Raw genomic sequence first — 20,216 nt, forward strand, 5'->3', positions numbered from 1 at the left:
TCTTATTTTAAAAATTCTTGATTATTAAAATATGGTTTCATTACTTTTGGTAACGTTAATTTTTCACCATCTCAGTAGTTTTCTAAAATCGCTGCGAACAAACGATCGATTGCAACTCCTGAACCATTTAAGGTATGAACTAGTTTAGTTTTACCATCTTTATCTTTAAATCTTGTAGCCATATTACGTGCTTGGAAGTCTCCACAATTTGAGCATGATGAAATTTCACGATACTTATTTTGTTCAGGGAATCATACTTCTAAATCATAAGTCTTCATTGAAGAAAATCCAACATCTCCAGTACATAACTCTACAACGCGATATGGTAATTCAAACATTTGCAAAATATCTTCAGCATCTTTTACTAGTGCTTCCAGCTCAAGATCTGATGATTCTGGATGAACAATTTTTACTAGCTCAACTTTGTTAAATTGATGCAAACGAATCATCCCTTTTGTATCTCGTCCAGCTGAACCTGCCTCTTGTCTAAAACATTGAGTGAATGAAGTATACTTAATTGGCAATTTATCGCAATCTAAAATTTCATTAGCATGTAAATTTGTTAATGGAACTTCTGCAGTTGGAATTAAATATTGATCACCAACTTTATAAGCATCATCTTCGAACTTGGGAAGATTTCCAGTTCCATACATTGAATCTGAATTTACAATAACCGGTACAAACATTTCCTGATAACCATTGTTAGTATGTCTTGTTAGCAAAATATCTGCAATAACTCTGACAATTTTAGAACCTAACCCAGTGTATACCAAGAATCTAGAACCACTTAACTTTGGACCTGCCTCAAAATCTACAAGCTTCAGTTTTGAAGCAATATCTCAATGAGGAGTTTTGTGGTTGATAATTTTATCCTCTCCAAAACGGCGAACTTCAATGTTATCATTATCATCAATTCCAATTGGCATATTTGAATTTGGAATATTTGGAATGTAGCGTAATTTATTATCTAATTCCTTTTCAACTTCTTTCAATTGCTTATCCAATTCTTCAATTGTAATATTCATTTGTGAAACTTTTTGTTTAACTTCTTCAGCTTCTTTTTGATTGTTGTTTCTTAAAAGTTGACCTACTTCTTTTGACATCAAATTTTTAGAAAATTTGACCTCTTCTACCTGTTTAAGCAGTTGCTTTCTTAACGTATTTTTTTCAACTACAAAAATAAGATCATTTGTATAATCTTGTGTGCGAGAATTCAAACGTTTAGTCACTTCTTTTAAATTTTGTTCAACATAATTTATATCTATCATAAAATACCTCTTTTGTTAATTTAATTATATACTCTATCACCTATTTAAAAGATAAAAACTTTTCTACTTTGTGCCTTTTTGTCCTTAAATGTTAACAGCAATACAAAGTCCTAATAAAATAATTCCCGCAGCAACAAAAATTAACCAAATAGAATCTTTAAATCAAAAAGCAAGCGATGGTTTTCGAACATTAAGTTTTTTGTTTTTTGTCTTATTATATTTAAAATAAATAGTTGCACCAATTCCAATTAATAAAACTCCAAAAACACTTAGTACAATGATCGCAATCACTTTACTGTCTCTTAATAATTCTTAAAAAATCGGCATTTCCATCAACTGCTTTTGTTGTTGTGATTTTTTCTATATCTTTTTGCAGTTTTTCAATTGGCTTCATTAACTCAGAGTTTTTTCAAATTTTGACTTTAAATGGCTCTCCTGTTCCAAATTCTCTTAGTTCAAATTTGGTCATTTCAAAATCTTTTTTGCAAATAGTATCTAATAATAAAATAGTTTTCTTGGTATTTAAAAGACCTTTAAAATTTGTATAAATATATTTATGCAAATCTTTTTGTATTTTTAAAAGACCATAATCAAGTTTAAAAATTTTGCCGTAACTTTTTTCGTAGATTCATGTAGAATGATATTCTAAATCAACATAAAATTCTGCACTTTTATCAAGGACATTTTTATAAAACTTTCGTTGCGTTATAAATTGAGCTTTGGGGAATTCCATTTTACAAAGCTCTTGCAAAAATTTACTCATTTTAACAAATGTGATTTCTTCATTTTTATTTAAAGTTCCACTGCTTTTTAAATATCTCAGATAAAATATAAAACTTTCAATGTTAATCATCTTATCGTTTTCAAAAAAACGCGTTGATAAAAAATTCCCTTTTTCACGAATTTTATCTTCAGCAAAGTTTCCAGCTCCAACTAGCTTTAAAGTTTTTAAGTCATAAGCAACTAAATTTGACTCACGAAAAATACATTTATTGTTTTGAAAAATTTCAACAAAGTAATTTCCAAATTTAATGATTTTATTATCCATTAGAATTTACCTCATTCTAATTTAGCTTTTTTAGCAATATCTACAAACGGAAAGTGAGTTTTTAAAAAATCGAAAACTCCTTGATTTAATTTCATATATGGGTAAAAGTTATCAATAAATTCAACAATTGCATCGGAAAAGTTATCAGCCTTAATAAACTTTTGAGTGACTAAGTAAATAAAAACTAACGACGGACTTCTGCTTACCCCCAACTGACAATGAACATAAATGTCACTTTCCTCATTTTCAATTAGAAATTTTAGACCTGCAACAAACGGTCTTTCTGATAAATAGTTAACATCATGAATATCTACGATGTTTAATATAATTTTGTCTGGTAGCAACAGAAAATCTTTATCACGAATAATAATATCTTTATTTTTTGAAAAAATGTTATAGTATATATCACTGATTTTTACTTCTTTTACAGTACTGTTCGGAGCCGAAAATTGGTCTCCCAGTATTAAATTATTTACAATTAATTTACGTGTCATTATTCCTCCATTTTCAAGTATTTTTTTAATTCAGTAGCAATATTAATTACCTTGGGACCATAAATTACTTGATATTTATTGCCCATTTTTTTAATTCCAAAGTTTCCAGTTGAGTTCAAAATATCTTCATTAACTAATGTTTCATCAGCAACCGTTACTCGTAAACGCGAAACACAGTTAGTTAAGATTGCAATATTTTCTTGCCCTCCAAAACCTTCAATAATTGTTTTTGTTAAACTTAATTGCTCACTTTCTTTGTCGGTCACATTTATGGGCTCAAGATTAATTTTTTCTCTAAACTCTTTTTTTGAATGTAATTTAATCTCAGTTCCATTAGCACCAGGTGTTTTTAACTTCAGTTTTTTAATAAGAACAACAAATGTTGTTGTATAAACTGTAAACATAATTGGACCTATTACAAAGATTCCTCATGCACGTTCTATATTTTTAAAATTAATTCCATTAACGATTATTCATGTTATTAGACCTGATCCTCTTGTCGAAACTTGGGCAAAATTCCCTAAGTACATAAACATATAAGTAAATCCTGTAAAAATTACATGAAATACATATAAAATTGGTGCTGAAAATAAAAATGTAAATTCAATCGGTTCAGTAATCCCTGATAAAAATGAGGACAACATTGCTGAAAAAATTACACTTCCTCCAACTTTTCGATTTTGTTTAGGAATGCAAATTCACATTCCAAATGCTGCTCCTGTCAAGGAAAACATGTTTGTTGGAAAAGTTCCATTAATAATTCAGGCAGACTTCGCTGTAACAAATTCTCCAGCTCCTAACTTAGCAATTGCAATACTGTAGATTCCTTTAACTGTTTCATTAGTTTGGGGGTTTACTCAAGTATCACCAACTTCGGTATAATACAAAAAGTAATTTAGTACATGATGCAAACCAAATGGGATAAGCATTCTAATAATAGAACCGTACATAAACGGTGCAGCGACACCCATACTACTAATACCTTGTCCAAAACTTTTAATAGCTCCTGAAATTGGAATTCATGCCAATGCTAAGGGCATTCCAAATAATCATGCTACTAAAGTTGTCGCAACTGGTGAAAATCGCGGTCCTCCAAAGAAAGCCAAATAAGTAGGAAATTTTAAGCGATAAGTTCAACGATGAACGATATAACCTAATAATCCAGCAGTCATTCCACCAAGAGCTGAATATTGAAAACCAACAACTCCAAATCTTGTAATTAATCCATTTTCTTTTGGACCATTACCTATAAGCATTTCTGGAGACACAATTGACAAAATCATATTACCTGCAACATAAAGCGCAGCTAATGCCATCAATCCAGATAAAGCTGCAGCAATCTTCTCTTCTTTGGCTAATCCCGCTGCTAATCCAACAGCTACCAAGAAGTCGATATTTGTAATTGCAATCATTCCAATATTTTTAATTGCATCAGCGGCAATTTTAGTATTTCCTGAATAAGTTCCTGCAGAAACGGCAATTGCTTGTACAGCATATCCCATAGCTCCAATTAGCGCCAATAACGGTATGATTGAAATCGGTATTAAAATTGCACGAGCAAAACTTTCCAATGAAGAACGGGCACTAAGTATTTTGTTTTTAATAATTTGTGCTTTTTTCATTTTTCCTCCTCGAAAATATTTTATTAACCAAGCGATAAAAAATAAGGTTTTACAACCTTACACTTTTTCTTTTTTTATGGAAAATATTTTCTAAAAGGTATTAGAAATTAAATATAATTTAACATTTCTAAAATAAACTGATCAATTATTAAAAGTAAAATATACTTAGCCGTCATGGGAAATCTTTTGCTATCTAAGATATATTCATCTTCATAACTACCATACAAATGATAATCAAGATATTTTTCAAAATTAATTTTTTGAGAACCAGTAATTCCGATTATTGCATAAGGTTTAAAAACAATAATTTTTTTTAAGTATTCCTTAATTTGGTTGTTAAACCCTGAAGAACTTAATACAAAAATAATTTTTTCTTCTACATCAAAAATTTGAGGATCATATTTGTCATATCTTAATTTGACATTTACATGCATATCCAAAAAAGTTGAAAACATGTACTTTGCTAAAATTAGCGTTTTCCCTGAAGCATAAATAATGACTGAGCGTTTGTCTTTAATAATTTCTTTAGAAACATTTTTAATTAATCTTAAGTTGATTTCAGTTAGCGTTTTAACAATCGGGTCACATAAGTTTTTTTGATAAAGACGAATGCTCAGTGACTCTTTATCATCATCACTAATTGTAGAATTATAAGTTTTTTTAATCATATCTTTAAAACCATCAAACCCTATTTTATTACAAACTTTTGTAATTGTACTTGGACTAACATTGCAATCAGCAGCTACTTTCTTAATTGAAATAGTATCAATCACTTTATGATAAATTACAAAATAATCAGCAATCATTTTTTGTTGTTTTGTTAATTTAAGATAATGATTCTTAATTTCTTTTAATAAGTTCATAGAAAATCCTTCTTTCAAAATAATCATATAAACAAAACGACAAAATCTATGAAACAATTTTTGTATTAAAAAACAAAAAACCCACAAATGTGGGTTTATATAGTCTAACTCATTAATCCTGCTTGATAAAGATTTTGGAAATGCCCTGGAGTATTGATTAACTCATCAAAAGATCCTTGTTGAACAATCCCTTTACCATTTGCTCCAAGAACAATGATTTGATCAACATTTTTAATTGTTGATAAACGGTGGGCAATTGTCACACTAGTACGGTTTTGCATTAACTCGTCTAATTTAGCTTGAATTTCTTTTTCAACAATATTATCTAATGCTGAAGTTGCCTCATCTAAAATTAAAATCTGTGGATCTTTTAAAAACATTCTCGCAATTACCAAACGTTGTTTTTGACCTCCAGATAACATAAATCCTCGTTCTCCAAGAACTGTTTTATATCCTTCTGGTCAGCTCATAATTAAACCATGTAGTTCGGCTTTTTTACATGCTTCAATTACATCATCATCTGTAGCTTGAAAACTTCCATACTTAACATTTTCAAAAACATCACCAAATAAAATTTGAGGGTCCTGTTCGACATATCCTAAATGTTGCAGATAACTTTCCAAATTAAGATCTTTCAAATCGTATTTTTTATTAATGACAATTTTCCCTTTGCTTGGATCATAAAGTCTTAATAATAACTTAGCAATTGTTGATTTACCTGAACCAGTTTCTCCAACAAAAGCATATGATTTACCTTGCTCAAATTTAAAATTAAATTTTGGTAGAATTTGTTTTTCAGGTTTTTCTGGATAGTTAAACTCAACATCTTTAAACACAATGTCACTAGTAATTTTTTTAATTTTGATTCCATCATTATAGTGAAAATTCATAATTGAATCGGCTTGTAATGTTGTACTAATTCTAGCTGATGCCACTCCAGCAGAAGCAAATCCTCCTGACATATTCAGTAAAGTAAACAACGGACCAATTAGCAACCCTTGTGATAAAGAGTACGCTGCAAAAGTATTTTTGAAAAAGTCTAATGTTTGTTGTGAGTCTCCTGATGAGCCATAAAAGATAACTGCAAAGATAGGAGCAGTAAAAGAAATAATAAAATCTCCTGCAAAAACAACTGTAAATAACAACGATAATCAACTAGCAACTGGTTTTGTTTGTTCAAAATAATCAACGTGTTTAGCTTTGAAATTTTCAGTTTCATAAGCTTCAGTTCCCGAAGCTTTAATTAATCTAACCGAAACAATTCGATCAATTACGTTACCATTTGTTTTTTCCAAAGTTTGACGAACTCTTTCATATCGATTAACTAACATTATGTAAACGAACACAAATCCACTTAAAATAACTATGAATAGACCTGTCCCTACAAGAGCGATTTTTCAATCTAAAATAAATGTCATTGTAACAGCAATCGCAATTTGAAAAACTGAAATAATTCCTCCAACAGGAATATTAATTGCTCAATCACTAACAAACTTTGAATCAGATATTACATTAGTTAAAAGTTCTCCAATTTTTTTGTCAGAGTAATACGAGATATCTTGACGAACTAATTTTTCTAAAATACGATTTCGTAAGTCTATTTCAATACGTATTGCCATTAAGTATCCTAAGTAGTTAATTGCAAAAGTATTAATTGTGTTAATAACAATTGAAATTGCCCCAATTAATACTAAATAAGGTCATGATAGATTTCAATAGCTTGTAATAAAAGACGACCCAACAGTTTCGGTTGCAAAGTCTTTAGTCAAGTCCATGTTAATTTGTTGAGTTAACAATGGAATCATCATCACAGTGATACCGTAAATTAAAATCAACGGCATCATTAAAACACTTAATTTTCATTCTTTGACATAATAGCGAAAGATGATTTTGAAAAACTCACTATTTTTTGATATTTTTCTTTTTCCCATAAGTTCAACTCCTTTCTTAACCTTGTTGGGTCATTAGACCTGCATTATACAAGTTTTTAAAATGCCCTGGTTTGTTAACTAATTCTTCAAAGGTTCCTTGTTGAACAATTCCCTTACCATTTGCACCAAGAACAATAATTTGATCAACGTTTCTAATAGTTGATAAACGGTGTGCAATTGTCACGCTAGTACGATTTTTCATTAACTCATTTAACTTAGCCTGAATTTCTTTTTCAACGATATTATCCAACGCTGAAGTTGCTTCATCTAAAATTAAAATTTCTGGGTTTTTTAAGAACATTCTTGCAATTACTAGACGTTGCTTTTGACCTCCAGATAACATAAATCCTCGTTCACCTAAAATTGTTTTATACCCTTCTGGTCAACCAGAAATTAAGTCATGAATTTCGGCTTTTTTACATGCAGCAATGACTTCTTCATCACTAGCGTCAAAACGGCCATAGCGAACGTTTTCATAAACATCTCCAAATAAAATTTGTGGTTCTTGTTCAACATAACCAACGTGTCTTAAGTAAGAAGCCAAATTTACATCTTTAAGATTTTGATTTTTATTAATAATGATTTCTCCACTGCTTGGATCATAAAATCTAAGTAATAGTCTCGCAATTGTTGACTTTCCTGAACCAGTTTCTCCAACAAAGGCATATGATTTTCCCTCTTCAAATTTAAAACTAAATTTTGGAAGAATTAATTGTTCTGGTTTTTCGGGATATCTGAATTCAACATCTTTAAAGATAATGTCGCCTTTAATTGATTTGACAATATTTTCTCCAAAGTAGTTTGGATCTAAAATTGATTCAGTTGCAATTGTTTCAGAAATTTGCGAAGCTGCAACTCCAGACATTGCTAGTCCAAATGAAGAGTTCAATAAATTATATAGTGGTCCAATTAAAATCGCTTGAGCTAGCATATATGATGCAAATGTTGTTCCAAAAAAGATTTTTGCTTTTTCGGGATCATTACCTAAACCATAAAAGATTCCGGCAAAAATTGGTGTTGATAATTGAATAATACATTCCCCTGCGAAAATAATCGTTAACATTCACGACAAACTAATTGCAGTCGGTTTTTGTAAACTATAATACTTCTGATGAGTTTCTTTAAATTTATTTGTTTCATAAGCTTCAGTTCCTGTTGACTTAATTAATCTAACTGTTGCGACTCTGTCAGTAACATTTCCATTAACTATTTCAATTTCTTCCCTGATTTTTTCATATTTTTTAACTGTATTTTGGTATGCAAATATAAACGCTATACAAATAATTACAAAAACTGTAAATCCCGCTGCAGCTATTTTTCAATCAAAAATAAATGTCATAGTTACAGCAACAATAATTTGAGAAACTGAAATTCCGATTGAAGACGGAATTGTAACTGCTCATTCTCCTACCACTTGAGTATCAGAAACAACTTTTGTTAAAATTTCTCCAATTTTTTTATCAGAATAATAAGAGATATCTTGACGAACTAACTTTTCTAAAATACGATTACGTAAATCGACTTCAATTTTACGTCCTAAAATATAACCATAATAACTAAATACAAACGTTGCTATAACGTCTAACAAAATTATCGCTACTGCGATATAAATACATTCAGTTCAATGTAGCCCTCAAAAATTTGCTGGGATTGGTTCAATATTTCCTACATTTTCGTTTGCTTCTTGAATGATACTCATAGTCATTTGTTGAGTTAACATTGGCACCATTATTCTCGTTAATGCAAATAAAATAATCATTACTAGCATTAATGAAACTAATTTTCATTCTTTTAAATAGTATTTTCAAATTACTTTAAAAAATTCACTATTTTTTGATATTTTCTTCTTCCCACTCATAAATTCTCCTTTGAATGATATGAAACTTTAAACTACTCTTAATATTCAAAAGAACTGTTTATTCTGCTTAATTATTTTTTAATTTGCTCATTTTTATACACATCATTACCAATTAAAATTGGCTTTAAGTCAAGTTTAACACAATCATAATTGAATTACTTTAAGCTATAAAAAAATTAGCATTTTGCTAATTTTTTAATCCATTAGTCCGGCTTCATATAGTTTTTTAAAATGTCCCGGAGTATTTTTCAATTCTTCAAAAGTTCCTGTTTGAACAATTCCAGCTCCATTTGCTCCTAAAACAATAATTTGATCTGCATTCTTAATTGTTGACAAACGGTGGGCAATCGAAACTGTAGTTCTCCCAACCATTAAAGTTTCCAACTTTTCTTGAATTTCTTTTTCTACAATGTTATCTAAAGCTGACGTTGCTTCATCTAAAATTAATACTTGCGGATTTTTTAAGAACATTCTCGCAATTACCAAACGTTGTTTTTGGCCTCCAGACAACATAAACCCTCGTTCACCTAAAATTGTTTTGTAACCCTCTGGTCAAGTTTTTACTAAATCATGTAACTCCGCCTTTTTACATGCTTCAATAACCTCTTTATCTGTTGCTTCAAAAGTTCCATAGCGAACATTCTCAAATACATCACCATACATAATTTGCGGCTCTTGTTCTACATAACCAATATGTTTTAGGTAACTCGCCAAATTTAAATCTTTTAAATTTTGTGTACCATTAATTAAAATTTCTCCCTCAGTTGGGTCATAGAATCTCAATAATAATTTAGAAATCGTTGATTTACCCGAACCTGTTTGACCTACAAATGCATAAGATTTTCCCTTTTCAAAAACGAAATCAAATTTCGGTAAAACAGTTTTAGTTGGTTTTTCAGGATAAGCAAAACTCACACCTTTAAAAATAATATCTCCGTCAATTCCAGCAATTTCTTTTCCATCAAAATAATGTGGATCCATAATTGATTCCGAGTTAATGGTCTCATTAACTCTTGAAGCAGCAACACTTGCTTGAGCTAAACCAAATGCTGCATTCATTACATTAAATAACGGCCCAATCATCATTCCTTGAGCTAAGGCAAACGCTGCAAAAGTCACTGTAAAAAATGTTTTGACTTGTTCAGTGTTTCCCGAATTCCCAAAAATTAACATTGCTGCAATAATTGTGGAAAATTGTAATAGCGAAACTCCTCCAAATAAAGTTGTCAGCATTAACGCCTGCATTCTCCCAACTAGTTCAGACTTTGAGTAATACTCTTGATGCACTTCTTTAAATCTTGCAGTTTCATAATTTTCAGTTCCTGTTGATTTAATTAATCTAACTGTCGCAATTCTATCAATAACATTACCGTTAATTTCCGTAATAACTGCACGTACTTTGTGAAAACGTTTTGTAGTTACATTAAATGTCAAATACATAATTAACATAATTGTTGCAAATGTCACTAACGCTACTAACGCTAATTGTCATTGCAAAATAAACATCATCATTAAAGCCGCAATAATTTGGAAAACAGAAATACCAATTAGCATTGGAATCATGACTGATTGATCTCCAACCATTTGAGTATCTGATACAACTTTTGTTAAAATTTCACCGATTTTTTTATCTGAGTAATATGAAATGTCTTGACGAACAAGTCTTTCTAAAGACCTATTTCTTAAATCAATTTCAATTTTCTTTCCCATCAAGTATCCGACATAGTTAAATAAATATGAACAGATACAGTTAACAACTACTGCGGAAATTGCAATATAGACCAGCTTATCTCATCCAATCCCTCAAAAGTTCGGTGAGGGTTCTACACCAGCTTTTTCGCTCATAATAGACATGGTCATCTGGTTTGTAAGTAGTGGAATCATTAATCCACAAGCAACGATAAAAATCATTAATGTTGCAATTACGATTGTAAACTTTCACTCTTTGATATAAAACTTGTAAATCATTTTTCAAAAAATCTTGTTTGATTTTTGATTTTTCGCTAATGTTTGATTCTTCATTGTATCCCTTTCTTGTTTAGCAGTTTTACACAATAAAAATATCAACTACATCTTGATTAGTTTTTTATTGCACATTGCCTGTTAAATTTTATTATTATTTCACAAATTTTGACTTACTTAATTTTTTTATACTTCATAAATTGATTTTCCTTAGGAGTAAAGACTACCATCTATTTTTTAATTATACCAATTAAACATTATAAACAAAATTACTCATAAAAAAATACTTTAATTGCTTAAAGTATTTTTTGATTAGTCCATTAATCCTGCATTGTAAAGTTTTTGGAAATGTCCTGGTTTATTTTTCAATTCATCAAATGTTCCTGTTTGAACGATTCCGGCTCCATCAGCTCCTAGAACAATAATTTCATCGGCATTACGGATTGTTGATAAACGGTGGGCAATAGAAATAGTTGTACGATCAACCATTAATAATTCAAGTTTCTCTTGAATTTCTTTTTCCACAATATTGTCTAAAGCAGATGTCGCTTCATCTAAGATTAGCACCTGAGGATCTTTTAAAAACATTCTCGCAATAATCATACGTTGTTTTTGACCTCCAGATAACATAAATCCTCGTTCACCTAAAACAGTGTCATAACCGTCTGGTCAAGTCATAATTAAATCATGCAATTCAGCTTTTTTACATGCTTCAATTACTTGTTCATTTGTAGCATCAAAACGTCCATAACGTACATTTTCATAAACATCACCAAATAAAATTTGAGGATCTTGTTCAACATAACCTACATTATATAAATAACTTGATAAATTAATATCTTTTAAATTACTTTTACCATTAACAATAATTTCACCCTCAGTTGGGTCATAAAATCTTAACAGTAATCGTGAAATAGTTGATTTACCAGATCCAGTTTCTCCAACAAAGGCATATGAACGCCCCTTTTTAAAAGTGAAGTCAAACTTAGGTAAAATAGTTTTTGAAGGTTTTTCAGGATAAGCAAAACTCACACCCTTAAACTCAATATCTCCTTCAATTGAGTCAACAATTTCTCCATCGAAATAATGAGGATTTAAAATTGAAGTTGAACTAATTGTTGAATCAATTCTTTGTGAAGCAACTGATGCTTGAGCAATTCCAACAGCTGACATTACAACTTGAAATAATGGTCCTACCATGATTCCTTGTGCTAGTGTAAATGAAGCAAATGTTCCCATAAAAAAGCTCATAGCTGCTCCAGAATGAATAGCATCAGCATTTCCATATCTCAACATTGCAACTCCAATAGAAACAAATTGAATGAAGCTAATTCCTGAAAACAAAATTGTTACCATTAACGCTTGAACTTTTGCTAATTTTGTTGCTTCTGCATAATAATCTTTATGTAAATTTTTAAAACGTTGTGTTTCATAGTTTTCTGTTCCTGTTGCTTTAACTAAACGAACAGTTGAAATTCTATCTGTCACATTTCCATTAATATCTGTAACGATTTCACGAACATTACTAATTCGTTTTTTAGTAAATCGAAATGAAATTGTCATCGCTACTAAAATGATAAAGAACATTCCTAAAACACATGCTGCTAACACTGCTTCAAAAACAAACATCATTACTGATGCTCCAATAATTGTTAAAACAGCGCTTAACAAAGTCACTGGGACTTGAGCTGATTGATCTCCAACTATTTGAGTATCTGATATTACTTTAGTGATAATCTCTCCAATTTTTTTATCAGAATAATATGAAATATCTTGTCTAACTAACGCTTCTAATGCTTTATTACGCAAATCAATTTCAATTCTTTTTGAAAGCAATACAGAAACAAATTGTGATAAAAATGAAACTACCGCATTTCCAATAACGATTCCTAAAGCTATTGAAAGTGTCGCTTGTCAACTTAGTCCCCAAAAAGCAGGGTCGCGAGTGTATTCTTTGGCACCTGGTAATTTTGCCACTTCCTGCGCAATTTTATCAGAAATGTCCATTGTCATTTGACGAGTTAATAATGGAATTGCCACTGAGGCAATTACTGAAATAATAGTTAAGACAACAATAATTGTTGCTAATCTTCATTCAGATTTGAAATATCTCCCAATCATAATGAAAAAAGTTCCTTGAGCCTTTGATCATTGAATATCTTTTTCAACCAGTACAGCTACTGCTGCATCATGTTCTTCTTGGGTAATTTGCTCATTATGCAAACGTGCATCTAAAATTTTTACTTCCTTTTGAAACTCTTCATTACGAATTTGACGCTTCTCAGAATTTACTGTATGTTTTTTCTTCATATTCTTACTCATTTCTTTTAAAATAAACTCCCATATAGTTTATAAGTTTAATTTTACAACATTTAAGACCAAGGAATATCATATTTTGAATATTTTAAAAAATGTAGAGTTTTTTATTGGTTTTAAAACACAATGCTATTTTTCATAAACTTTGTAAAATTTAAAAAGAGGTATCTATGAAGCCAAAATTAAAAGAAGAAGTCACTCAAATTTTGAGAAAAAAGGTTAAAACTAAAATCTTATTGATTGTTTTATGTTTTTTAGTTGTTTTACTATTTTTTATTAGCAGTTTGGTTTACTTAATATTTGCTAGTGCATCTTTCTTTGATACTAAAGGGAATAATTTAGTGATTTTATTTTTTATAATTATTTCTTTTGTTGGAATCACTATTTGAGCATATTGATTCTTAGTAAATAAAAAGAAGTTTCTTTGTTCATTGAGCAAAAACGATACATTTGAACTTTACGAAAAGTTTTTTGCAGATAATAATTTTAAATTTAAGTACCGCGGTGTGTTTCATGATCTGGATGGTGGGGGAAGTTATTTAAAAATTCAAGCTAACAATTTTCATATGACTTTTGCTGCTTATGAAAATCAACGAACTTCTTTAGTTTCTTTAGATAAATTTTATGTTACCAAATATATAGCTAGAGCTTATAGCCCAAGAATTCAACCACCAAAAAAAATTTTTCTTAATCCTGTTACATGAAAGTTACTAGAAGATTCTGATTATAAAAATAAGTTGAGCTCTGATGAGTTAGTTTTTACTAATAAACTAAGTAGTTTACCAATAGAAGCTTATAAAAATAAGGCTATTAAAATTAAATTTGGCGAAATTCGCTTATCTTGAGAAAAAATTAATCGTGAACAATCATTTTCTGACCTTCGTACTTTGAAATTTAGTTATCACACAATTTCCAAAGCAGCAGAGTTAATTTTAGAAAAACTTGAATTTGAGGTAAGTGAAATCCAACAAGCTATTGATATTTTTAATCATCTTATAAATGAATAACTAATCAAAATTATATTAGTTAAATGAAATTACATAAAAACCGCTTTTTTTGCGGTTTTTTAGGCATTTTTAATAATATTCTCATAATTAATTAGAATTCATTAAACCAAGTTATAATAACCAAGTGATGAGAAATATAGAGTTAACCTATTGAGTGTCTTAAAAAGAAACTATAAAGTTACAGCTTTTGAAACAATTCTTTGTTAAAGCAAATACTTTTGATCACTAAGAAAAGAGATTTATATGGGAAAACAAGAAATATTAGACAGTTTTTATACAGCTTTTAAAAACGGAGATTCTGAAAAAATGAATAGTTTGTATTCAAAAAAAGTAACTTTCAATGATGCCATTTTTGAAAACTTAAATTATAAACAAGTCACAAACATGTGAACATCACTACTAGCAACTAAAGAACAATCACAATTTGTAGTAGATTTTGAAATTAAAAATCTTAATGAAGAAATCTTTGTAGTATGAACTGCAACATATTTATTTGGACCTAAAAGGCGCAAAGTTGTTAATGTAGTTGAATCACGAATGACCATTCAGGATGAAAAAATTATTGTTCATACTGACAGCTTTGACTTTTATAATTGAGCAAAGCAAGCCATTGGTGGACCAGCAATAATTTTTGGTAAACAAAAATGATTTCAAAAAAAAGTTGCAGCCAAAGCAATGAATAAATTAAAGTAATAAAAAAGTCACTTTACTTGTGACTTTTTTATTACTTATTATGCTTTTAAAATTTTAATCTTCTTCAAATTCTTGATTCTCTTCTCCGTTTTTACGGTATTGTAAAGTCACGGCCTTAATCTCGTTTGTTCCTGATAGTCTAATTCCTCGAACTCCGGCTGCAGAACGTCCTAATGTTGGAATATCTGCAACTTTTGATTTAATCAAGTTACCATCGCTTGAAATAATTAAAATTAAGTCTGTTTCTCGAGCAGCAATAATCGCTTTAAAATCTCCGGTTTTTTCATTCAGATTCATAACTTTAATCCCTTTACCATTTCGTCCAGAAATACGGTACTCTGATAAGGCAGTTTTCTTAAAGTTTCCTTTTGAAGAAATTGTTGTAATGTTCTCAATTCCAAATGAAGAAACTGCTCCAACAACAATGTCATCTGTATCAAGTTTGATTCCTTTAACTCCTGATGCCGTTCTTGATAATGGACGAACGATATCTTCATTAATGCGAATTACTTTTCCTGATTTATTGGCAATAAAGACTGTATCTTCACCAGTTGTTGGCATTACTGTTACTAGTTGATCATCTTCTTTTAAAGTAATGGCAATTTTTCCATTTTGATTAATACTATCAAATAATGAAATATCGGTACGTTTAATCATTCCGTTTTGAGTAATAAATGTTAGATATTTAAACTTCTCTTTAGTATTTCTTAATGGCAGAATTGCTGTAATTTTATCCTCATTTGTTAATCCATTTAAGAAGTTAACAATTGGTAATCCTCTAGCTGTTCTTGAATATTGACGAATGTTATAAGCTTTTGTTCTAAATACTTTTCCTGAATTCGTAAAGAATAAAATTCAATCACGCATTTTTCCCATTGTTGCAATTGCAATTGGGTCATCATTAGCTGAATTGACACTTACTCCACGACCACCACGTTTTTGAATTCTGAATTCTTCAGCATCAACACGACGAATATAACCCTCTTCAGATAGTAAAATCATTGTTTTTTCATCAGGAATCAATTCTTCATCTTGAATATTCATAACAGATTCACTAATGGTTTCTGTTCGACGGTTATCCCCAAATTTAAGGGCAATATCTGATAATTGTTCTTTAAGAACACGATTTTGTTCTTCAGTATCAGCAATTAAGAAGTTTAAGTATGTAATTCTTTCTTGAATGGCTGCCATCTCTTCAGCAATTTTTTCACGCTCTAAACCAACTAAACGTTGTAAACGCATATCCAAAATTGCTTTATTTTGTTCATCATCAAAACCAAAAGTTGCAGTCAACTGTTCTTTTGCCTGATCTGAAGTTTTGGCGCTTCGAATAATTGCAACAACTTGATCGATATTACTTAAAGCTTTATGTAATGCTTCTAAAATATGATGGCGTTTATCCAATTTATTTTTTTCAAAAATACTACGTTTAATAATAATTGCAATTTGAAATTCAACATAGTTTTTAATAATTGTTTTTAAGTCTAACAATAGGGGAATATTGTTATGCAACGATAACAAGTTAATAGAATAACTTGACTGTAGGTTTGTATATTTATATAGTTTTGAAAGTACAACGTCTGGATTAGCATCGCGTTTTAAGTCAACGACAATACGAATTCCTTCGTAGTTAGATTCATCTCTTAAATCTGCAATTCCGTCAATTGCCTTATCTTTAACTAGTTCAGCAATACGTTCAATAACCTTTGCCTTATTAGTTTGATATGGAATTTCTGTAATGATTAAGCGAGAATGACGATCGTTTTCCTCAATATCAATTTTTGCACGAATAATAACTCCACCACGACCAGTTTTGTATCCTTCACGCATTCTTGCTCCGTTTGTCATTAAAGCCCCAGTTGGAAAATCTGGACCTTTAATATGTTTATCTAAGATTTCATCAATAGTAATCTCATTATTATCAATGTATGCTGAAATTGCACTAACTACTTCTCTTAAATTATGTGGTGGAATTGATGTTGCCATCCCCACGGCAATCCCCATTGCTCCATTAGCTAATAAATTGGGGAAATAACCTGTTAAATAAGCAGGTTCTCTTTCTGATGCATCATAGTTATCGACAAAAGGCACAGTATCCATATCAATATCTTTAATAATAAAATTAGAGATTTTTGATAATCTTGCTTCTGTATAACGCATGGCCGCAGCTCCATCACCATCGATTGATCCAAAGTTTCCGTGACCATCAACTAAAGGATAACGATAAGAAAAGTCTTGCGCCATTCTTACCATTGATTCATAAACAGCACTATCACCATGAGGGTGATACTTACCAATTACTTCCCCAACAATACGGGCAGATTTCTTATGCGGTTTTTCAGCAGTAATCCCTAAATCGTTCATTGCATAAATAATACGACGGTGAACTGGTTTTAAACCATCTTTTAAATCTGGTAAAGCACGTGAAACAATAACACTCATTGCATATTCCAAAAAGTCTTTTCTAACTTCTGCTGAAATATCCATGGGTTTAATCGTACCGTGATTATGTTCTATTTTATTTTCGTTACTCATTTTTACACCTACATTCTATTGATAAGCAACAACTAAAAACTATTTTTTAAAACCGTGGTAAATTGAATCCTCAGCATATAAGTCTTTAATGTCAAAACGTTCTCTATAATTTTTTGTATCACCAGTTTCGATAGCTTTAATAGCTTCTCTAGCAGTTTTATGTGAGTCACAAACGATTAATTGAGGAACTTCTCCTTGATTTAAAGCATCATAATAAAATGCTCCAGTAATCATTTCATTGATTCCTAAACCTGGAATTTCACCACGTAAAATCCCTTGTTTAAATCTAAAATCAGAAATAATTGGGAATAAGTATTTTTGCTTATTTGCAATTGCTTGTTGAACAACTAATCCAAATTCCATATGCGTTCCTGAATCTCAACCATCAATTTCCAAAATTACATAGTCAGCATCAGTTAACCCTTCAAAATCCATTTCAAAAATTGCTTTATTTGTTGGTCTTTCAGTTTGGTTAGTGTCAAAATCCACTGGATTTCCAATTCAGAAATCAGGGAACATTTCTTTTAGAGCAGCTCCCTCAGCTTTTCGAGCATCTCATTGAGCTTCAGTAAACATACTTCCGGCATTATAAATTACTTTTTGATTATTTCTCATAATTTTATTCCTTTTCTTTTTGACTCTAAAAGTCAATATTTTCGACAAATTCGGCGTTTTCTTGAATATAGTTTTTACGTAATTCAGGGTCTTCTCCCATTAAATCAGAAAAAACTTCATTTGCAATTGCTGCATCTTCAAGATCAATTCTTAGCATTGTTCTTGTTTCTGGATCCATTGTCGTTTCTCATAACTGCATTGGGTCCATTTCTCCAAGTCCTTTGTAACGTTGAATTGTATAACGACTATTACTAAACTCGTTTTCCTTTAGTTCGTCTAATTCAGCATCTGAATAAGCGTAAGCAACTTTTTTCCCAGCTTCAATTTTATATAAAGGTGGTTGGGCAATAAATATGTTTCCGTTTTTAACCAAATCTTTCATATAACGGTAAAAGAATGTCAACAATAATGTTCTAATATGAGCCCCATCAACATCGGCATCTGTCATAATAACAATTTTTCCATAACGTAATTTTGTCAAATCTAAGTCTTCTTTAATCCCTGTTCCAATTGCAGTAACAATCGATTTAATTTCATTGTTAGCAAAGGCACGGGCTTCAGCAACTCTTTCAACATTTAGGACCTTACCTCTTAACGGCAAGATTGCTTGAAATTTACGGTTACGTCCTGTTTTAGCACTTCCCCCAGCTGAATCCCCTTCGACTAAGTACAATTCAGCAATTGTTGAATCTTTTGATTCACAATCGGCTAGTTTTCCTGGTAATGAAAAAGTATCCAATGCCGATTTACGACGAGTTTCTTCACGGGCTCTTTGAGCTGCAATACGAGCTTTTTGAGCATTCGCATTTTTATCTAAAATTGCTTTTGCATCTTCTGGTGATTTCAACAAGAATTCTTCAAAAGAATCTCCTACAACTGCATCAACTGCTTTTTTAGCATCGGGATTAGCTAATTTTGTTTTTGTTTGTCCCTCATATTGTGGGTCAGTATGACGAATTGAAACAATACATACCATTCCCTCTTTGATATCGTCTCAAGAGTATTTACTTGGGGCTTTAGTTCCTTTAGCGACTTTTTCTGAATAACGATTGATTACACGAGTTAGAGCTTGACGTAATCCATCTTCATGTGATCCACCTTCATGTGTATTAATATTGTTTACAAATGTAATTAAATTTTCTTGGTACTCAGCATTATATTGAAGTGCTACTTCAACTTCAATGTCATCATGCTTTCCATCAACGTAATATACACTTGGGTTAATTTTTGATTTAGTTTCATTTTTTTCTTTAACATAATCTAAAATTCCATTTGGGAAATGATATTCCACTGTCTTATCAATTCTTTGATCAGTTAAGTTAATTTTAATTCCTTTGTTTAAGTAAGAAAGTTGTTTAACTTTATTTCTAATTGTTTCATAGTCAAAAGTAACTGTTTCTTGAAAAATTTCTGGGTCTGGTTTAAAACGAACAATTGTTCCTCGTTTATCAGTAGTTCCTAAAATTTCCAATTCAGTTTGCTTTGTACCACCATCACTAAAGATTTGATGATAAACATTGCCATCACGCATAACCAGAACATCTACATACAATGAAAGAGCGTTTACAACTGATGCTCCAACCCCATGCAATCCTCCAGAAATTTTATAAGAATCAGAATCAAATTTTCCTCCAGCATGAAGTTGAGTAAAAACTAACTCCAACGCTGATTTTCCTGAATCTTCTTGAATTCCTACTGGAATTCCACGACCGTTATCTTCTACGATAACTTCGCCTTCTTTTGTAATTGTTACCGAAATAGTGTTTGCTTCACCAGCCATTGCTTCATCGATTGAGTTGTCTAAAATTTCTCAAACCAAATGGTGCAATCCTGTTTTTGAAGTTGATCCAATATACATTCCGGGACGTTTTCTAACAGCTTCAAGACCTTTTAAAACTTTAATCGATCCTGCTCCATATTGTTCTGCCATATTATTCACCTTTTTTTCCTAAATAACTATTATAATTATATCTTATTTTCAATTTAAAAGGGCATTTTAAATGT

General features: G+C 30.6%; 15 protein-coding genes. 2 read left to right on the forward strand and 13 right to left on the reverse strand.

The window, feature by feature from the left end; genetic code table 4:
- Positions 1–2: 2 nt before the first annotated feature.
- The 10 genes from serS to L872_RS0103675 all read right to left on the reverse strand — a co-directional run bounded on the left by serS (position 3) and on the right by L872_RS0103675 (position 13,356).
- Entirely contained in the window at positions 3–1,268 is a 1,266-nt protein-coding gene (serS, locus tag L872_RS0103630; RefSeq protein WP_027063479.1) for a serine--tRNA ligase, read from the reverse strand.
- Between the two features lie 84 nt (positions 1,269–1,352).
- Complete coding sequence (locus L872_RS0103635) at positions 1,353–1,559, reverse strand: hypothetical protein (RefSeq protein ID WP_027063480.1); 207 nt, start codon at positions 1,557–1,559, stop codon at positions 1,353–1,355.
- A 1-nt stretch (position 1,560) separates the two neighbouring features.
- The gene (locus tag L872_RS0103640) at positions 1,561–2,316 is read right to left on the reverse strand and encodes a hypothetical protein (RefSeq protein ID WP_027063481.1); all 756 of its coding nucleotides are present in this window, start codon (positions 2,314–2,316) and stop codon (positions 1,561–1,563) included.
- Positions 2,316–2,810, reverse strand: coding sequence for a dual specificity protein phosphatase family protein (locus L872_RS04780; protein ID WP_051418465.1), 495 nt, complete (start codon positions 2,808–2,810; stop codon positions 2,316–2,318). Before L872_RS04780 ends, L872_RS0103640 begins: the two co-directional genes overlap by 1 nt.
- Entirely contained in the window at positions 2,810–4,432 is a 1,623-nt protein-coding gene (locus L872_RS0103650; RefSeq protein WP_027063482.1) for a PTS transporter subunit EIIC, read from the reverse strand. The genes L872_RS04780 and L872_RS0103650 overlap by 1 nt, the downstream gene beginning before the upstream one ends.
- A 107-nt stretch (positions 4,433–4,539) precedes the next feature.
- Positions 4,540–5,295: a MurR/RpiR family transcriptional regulator gene (locus L872_RS0103655; RefSeq protein WP_027063483.1), complete on the reverse strand. Its 756-nt coding sequence runs from the start codon at positions 5,293–5,295 to the stop codon at positions 4,540–4,542.
- Positions 5,296–5,399: 104 nt separating this feature from the next.
- On the reverse strand, positions 5,400–7,226 hold the full coding sequence (locus L872_RS04785; RefSeq protein WP_036268993.1) for an ABC transporter ATP-binding protein: 1,827 nt from the start codon (positions 7,224–7,226) through the stop codon (positions 5,400–5,402).
- Positions 7,227–7,242: 16 nt separating this feature from the next.
- Complete coding sequence (locus L872_RS0103665; RefSeq protein WP_027063484.1) at positions 7,243–9,084, reverse strand: ABC transporter ATP-binding protein; 1,842 nt, start codon at positions 9,082–9,084, stop codon at positions 7,243–7,245.
- A gap of 195 nt (positions 9,085–9,279) precedes the next feature.
- A complete protein-coding gene (locus L872_RS0103670; RefSeq protein WP_051418466.1) occupies positions 9,280–11,106 on the reverse strand; it encodes an ABC transporter ATP-binding protein in 1,827 nt (608 codons plus the stop codon).
- A gap of 252 nt (positions 11,107–11,358) precedes the next feature.
- Positions 11,359–13,356: an ABC transporter ATP-binding protein gene (locus L872_RS0103675; protein ID WP_245576616.1), complete on the reverse strand. Its 1,998-nt coding sequence runs from the start codon at positions 13,354–13,356 to the stop codon at positions 11,359–11,361.
- Positions 13,357–13,532: 176 nt separating this feature from the next.
- Here L872_RS0103675 and L872_RS0103680 point away from each other — a divergent pair, with 176 nt between their 5' ends.
- Together L872_RS0103680 and L872_RS04790 are read left to right on the forward strand one after the other, a co-directional pair.
- Complete coding sequence (locus L872_RS0103680; RefSeq protein WP_027063487.1) at positions 13,533–14,369, forward strand: hypothetical protein; 837 nt, start codon at positions 13,533–13,535, stop codon at positions 14,367–14,369.
- Positions 14,370–14,612: 243 nt separating this feature from the next.
- Positions 14,613–15,062, forward strand: coding sequence for a nuclear transport factor 2 family protein (locus L872_RS04790; RefSeq protein WP_051418467.1), 450 nt, complete (start codon positions 14,613–14,615; stop codon positions 15,060–15,062).
- A gap of 54 nt (positions 15,063–15,116) precedes the next feature.
- On the opposite strand, the gene gyrA is transcribed toward L872_RS04790, so the two are convergent.
- The 3 genes from gyrA to gyrB are packed head-to-tail and all read right to left on the reverse strand — an operon-like array spanning position 15,117 to position 20,142.
- A complete protein-coding gene (gyrA, locus tag L872_RS0103690) occupies positions 15,117–17,597 on the reverse strand; it encodes a DNA gyrase subunit A (RefSeq protein ID WP_027063488.1) in 2,481 nt (826 codons plus the stop codon).
- Between the two features lie 39 nt (positions 17,598–17,636).
- Positions 17,637–18,212 (reverse strand): nucleoside 2-deoxyribosyltransferase, encoded by a 576-nt coding sequence (locus L872_RS0103695; protein WP_027063489.1) that lies wholly within the window; start codon positions 18,210–18,212, stop codon positions 17,637–17,639.
- 25 nt (positions 18,213–18,237) lie between these two features.
- Entirely contained in the window at positions 18,238–20,142 is a 1,905-nt protein-coding gene (gyrB, locus tag L872_RS0103700) for a DNA topoisomerase (ATP-hydrolyzing) subunit B (RefSeq protein ID WP_027063490.1), read from the reverse strand.
- Positions 20,143–20,216 lie beyond the last annotated feature (74 nt).

Origin of the sequence: Mesoplasma seiffertii ATCC 49495 (genome assembly GCF_000518725.1) — a bacterium.
GTDB classification, from domain to species: Bacteria; Bacillota_I; Bacilli_A; order Mycoplasmatales; family Mycoplasmataceae; genus Tullyiplasma; species Tullyiplasma seiffertii.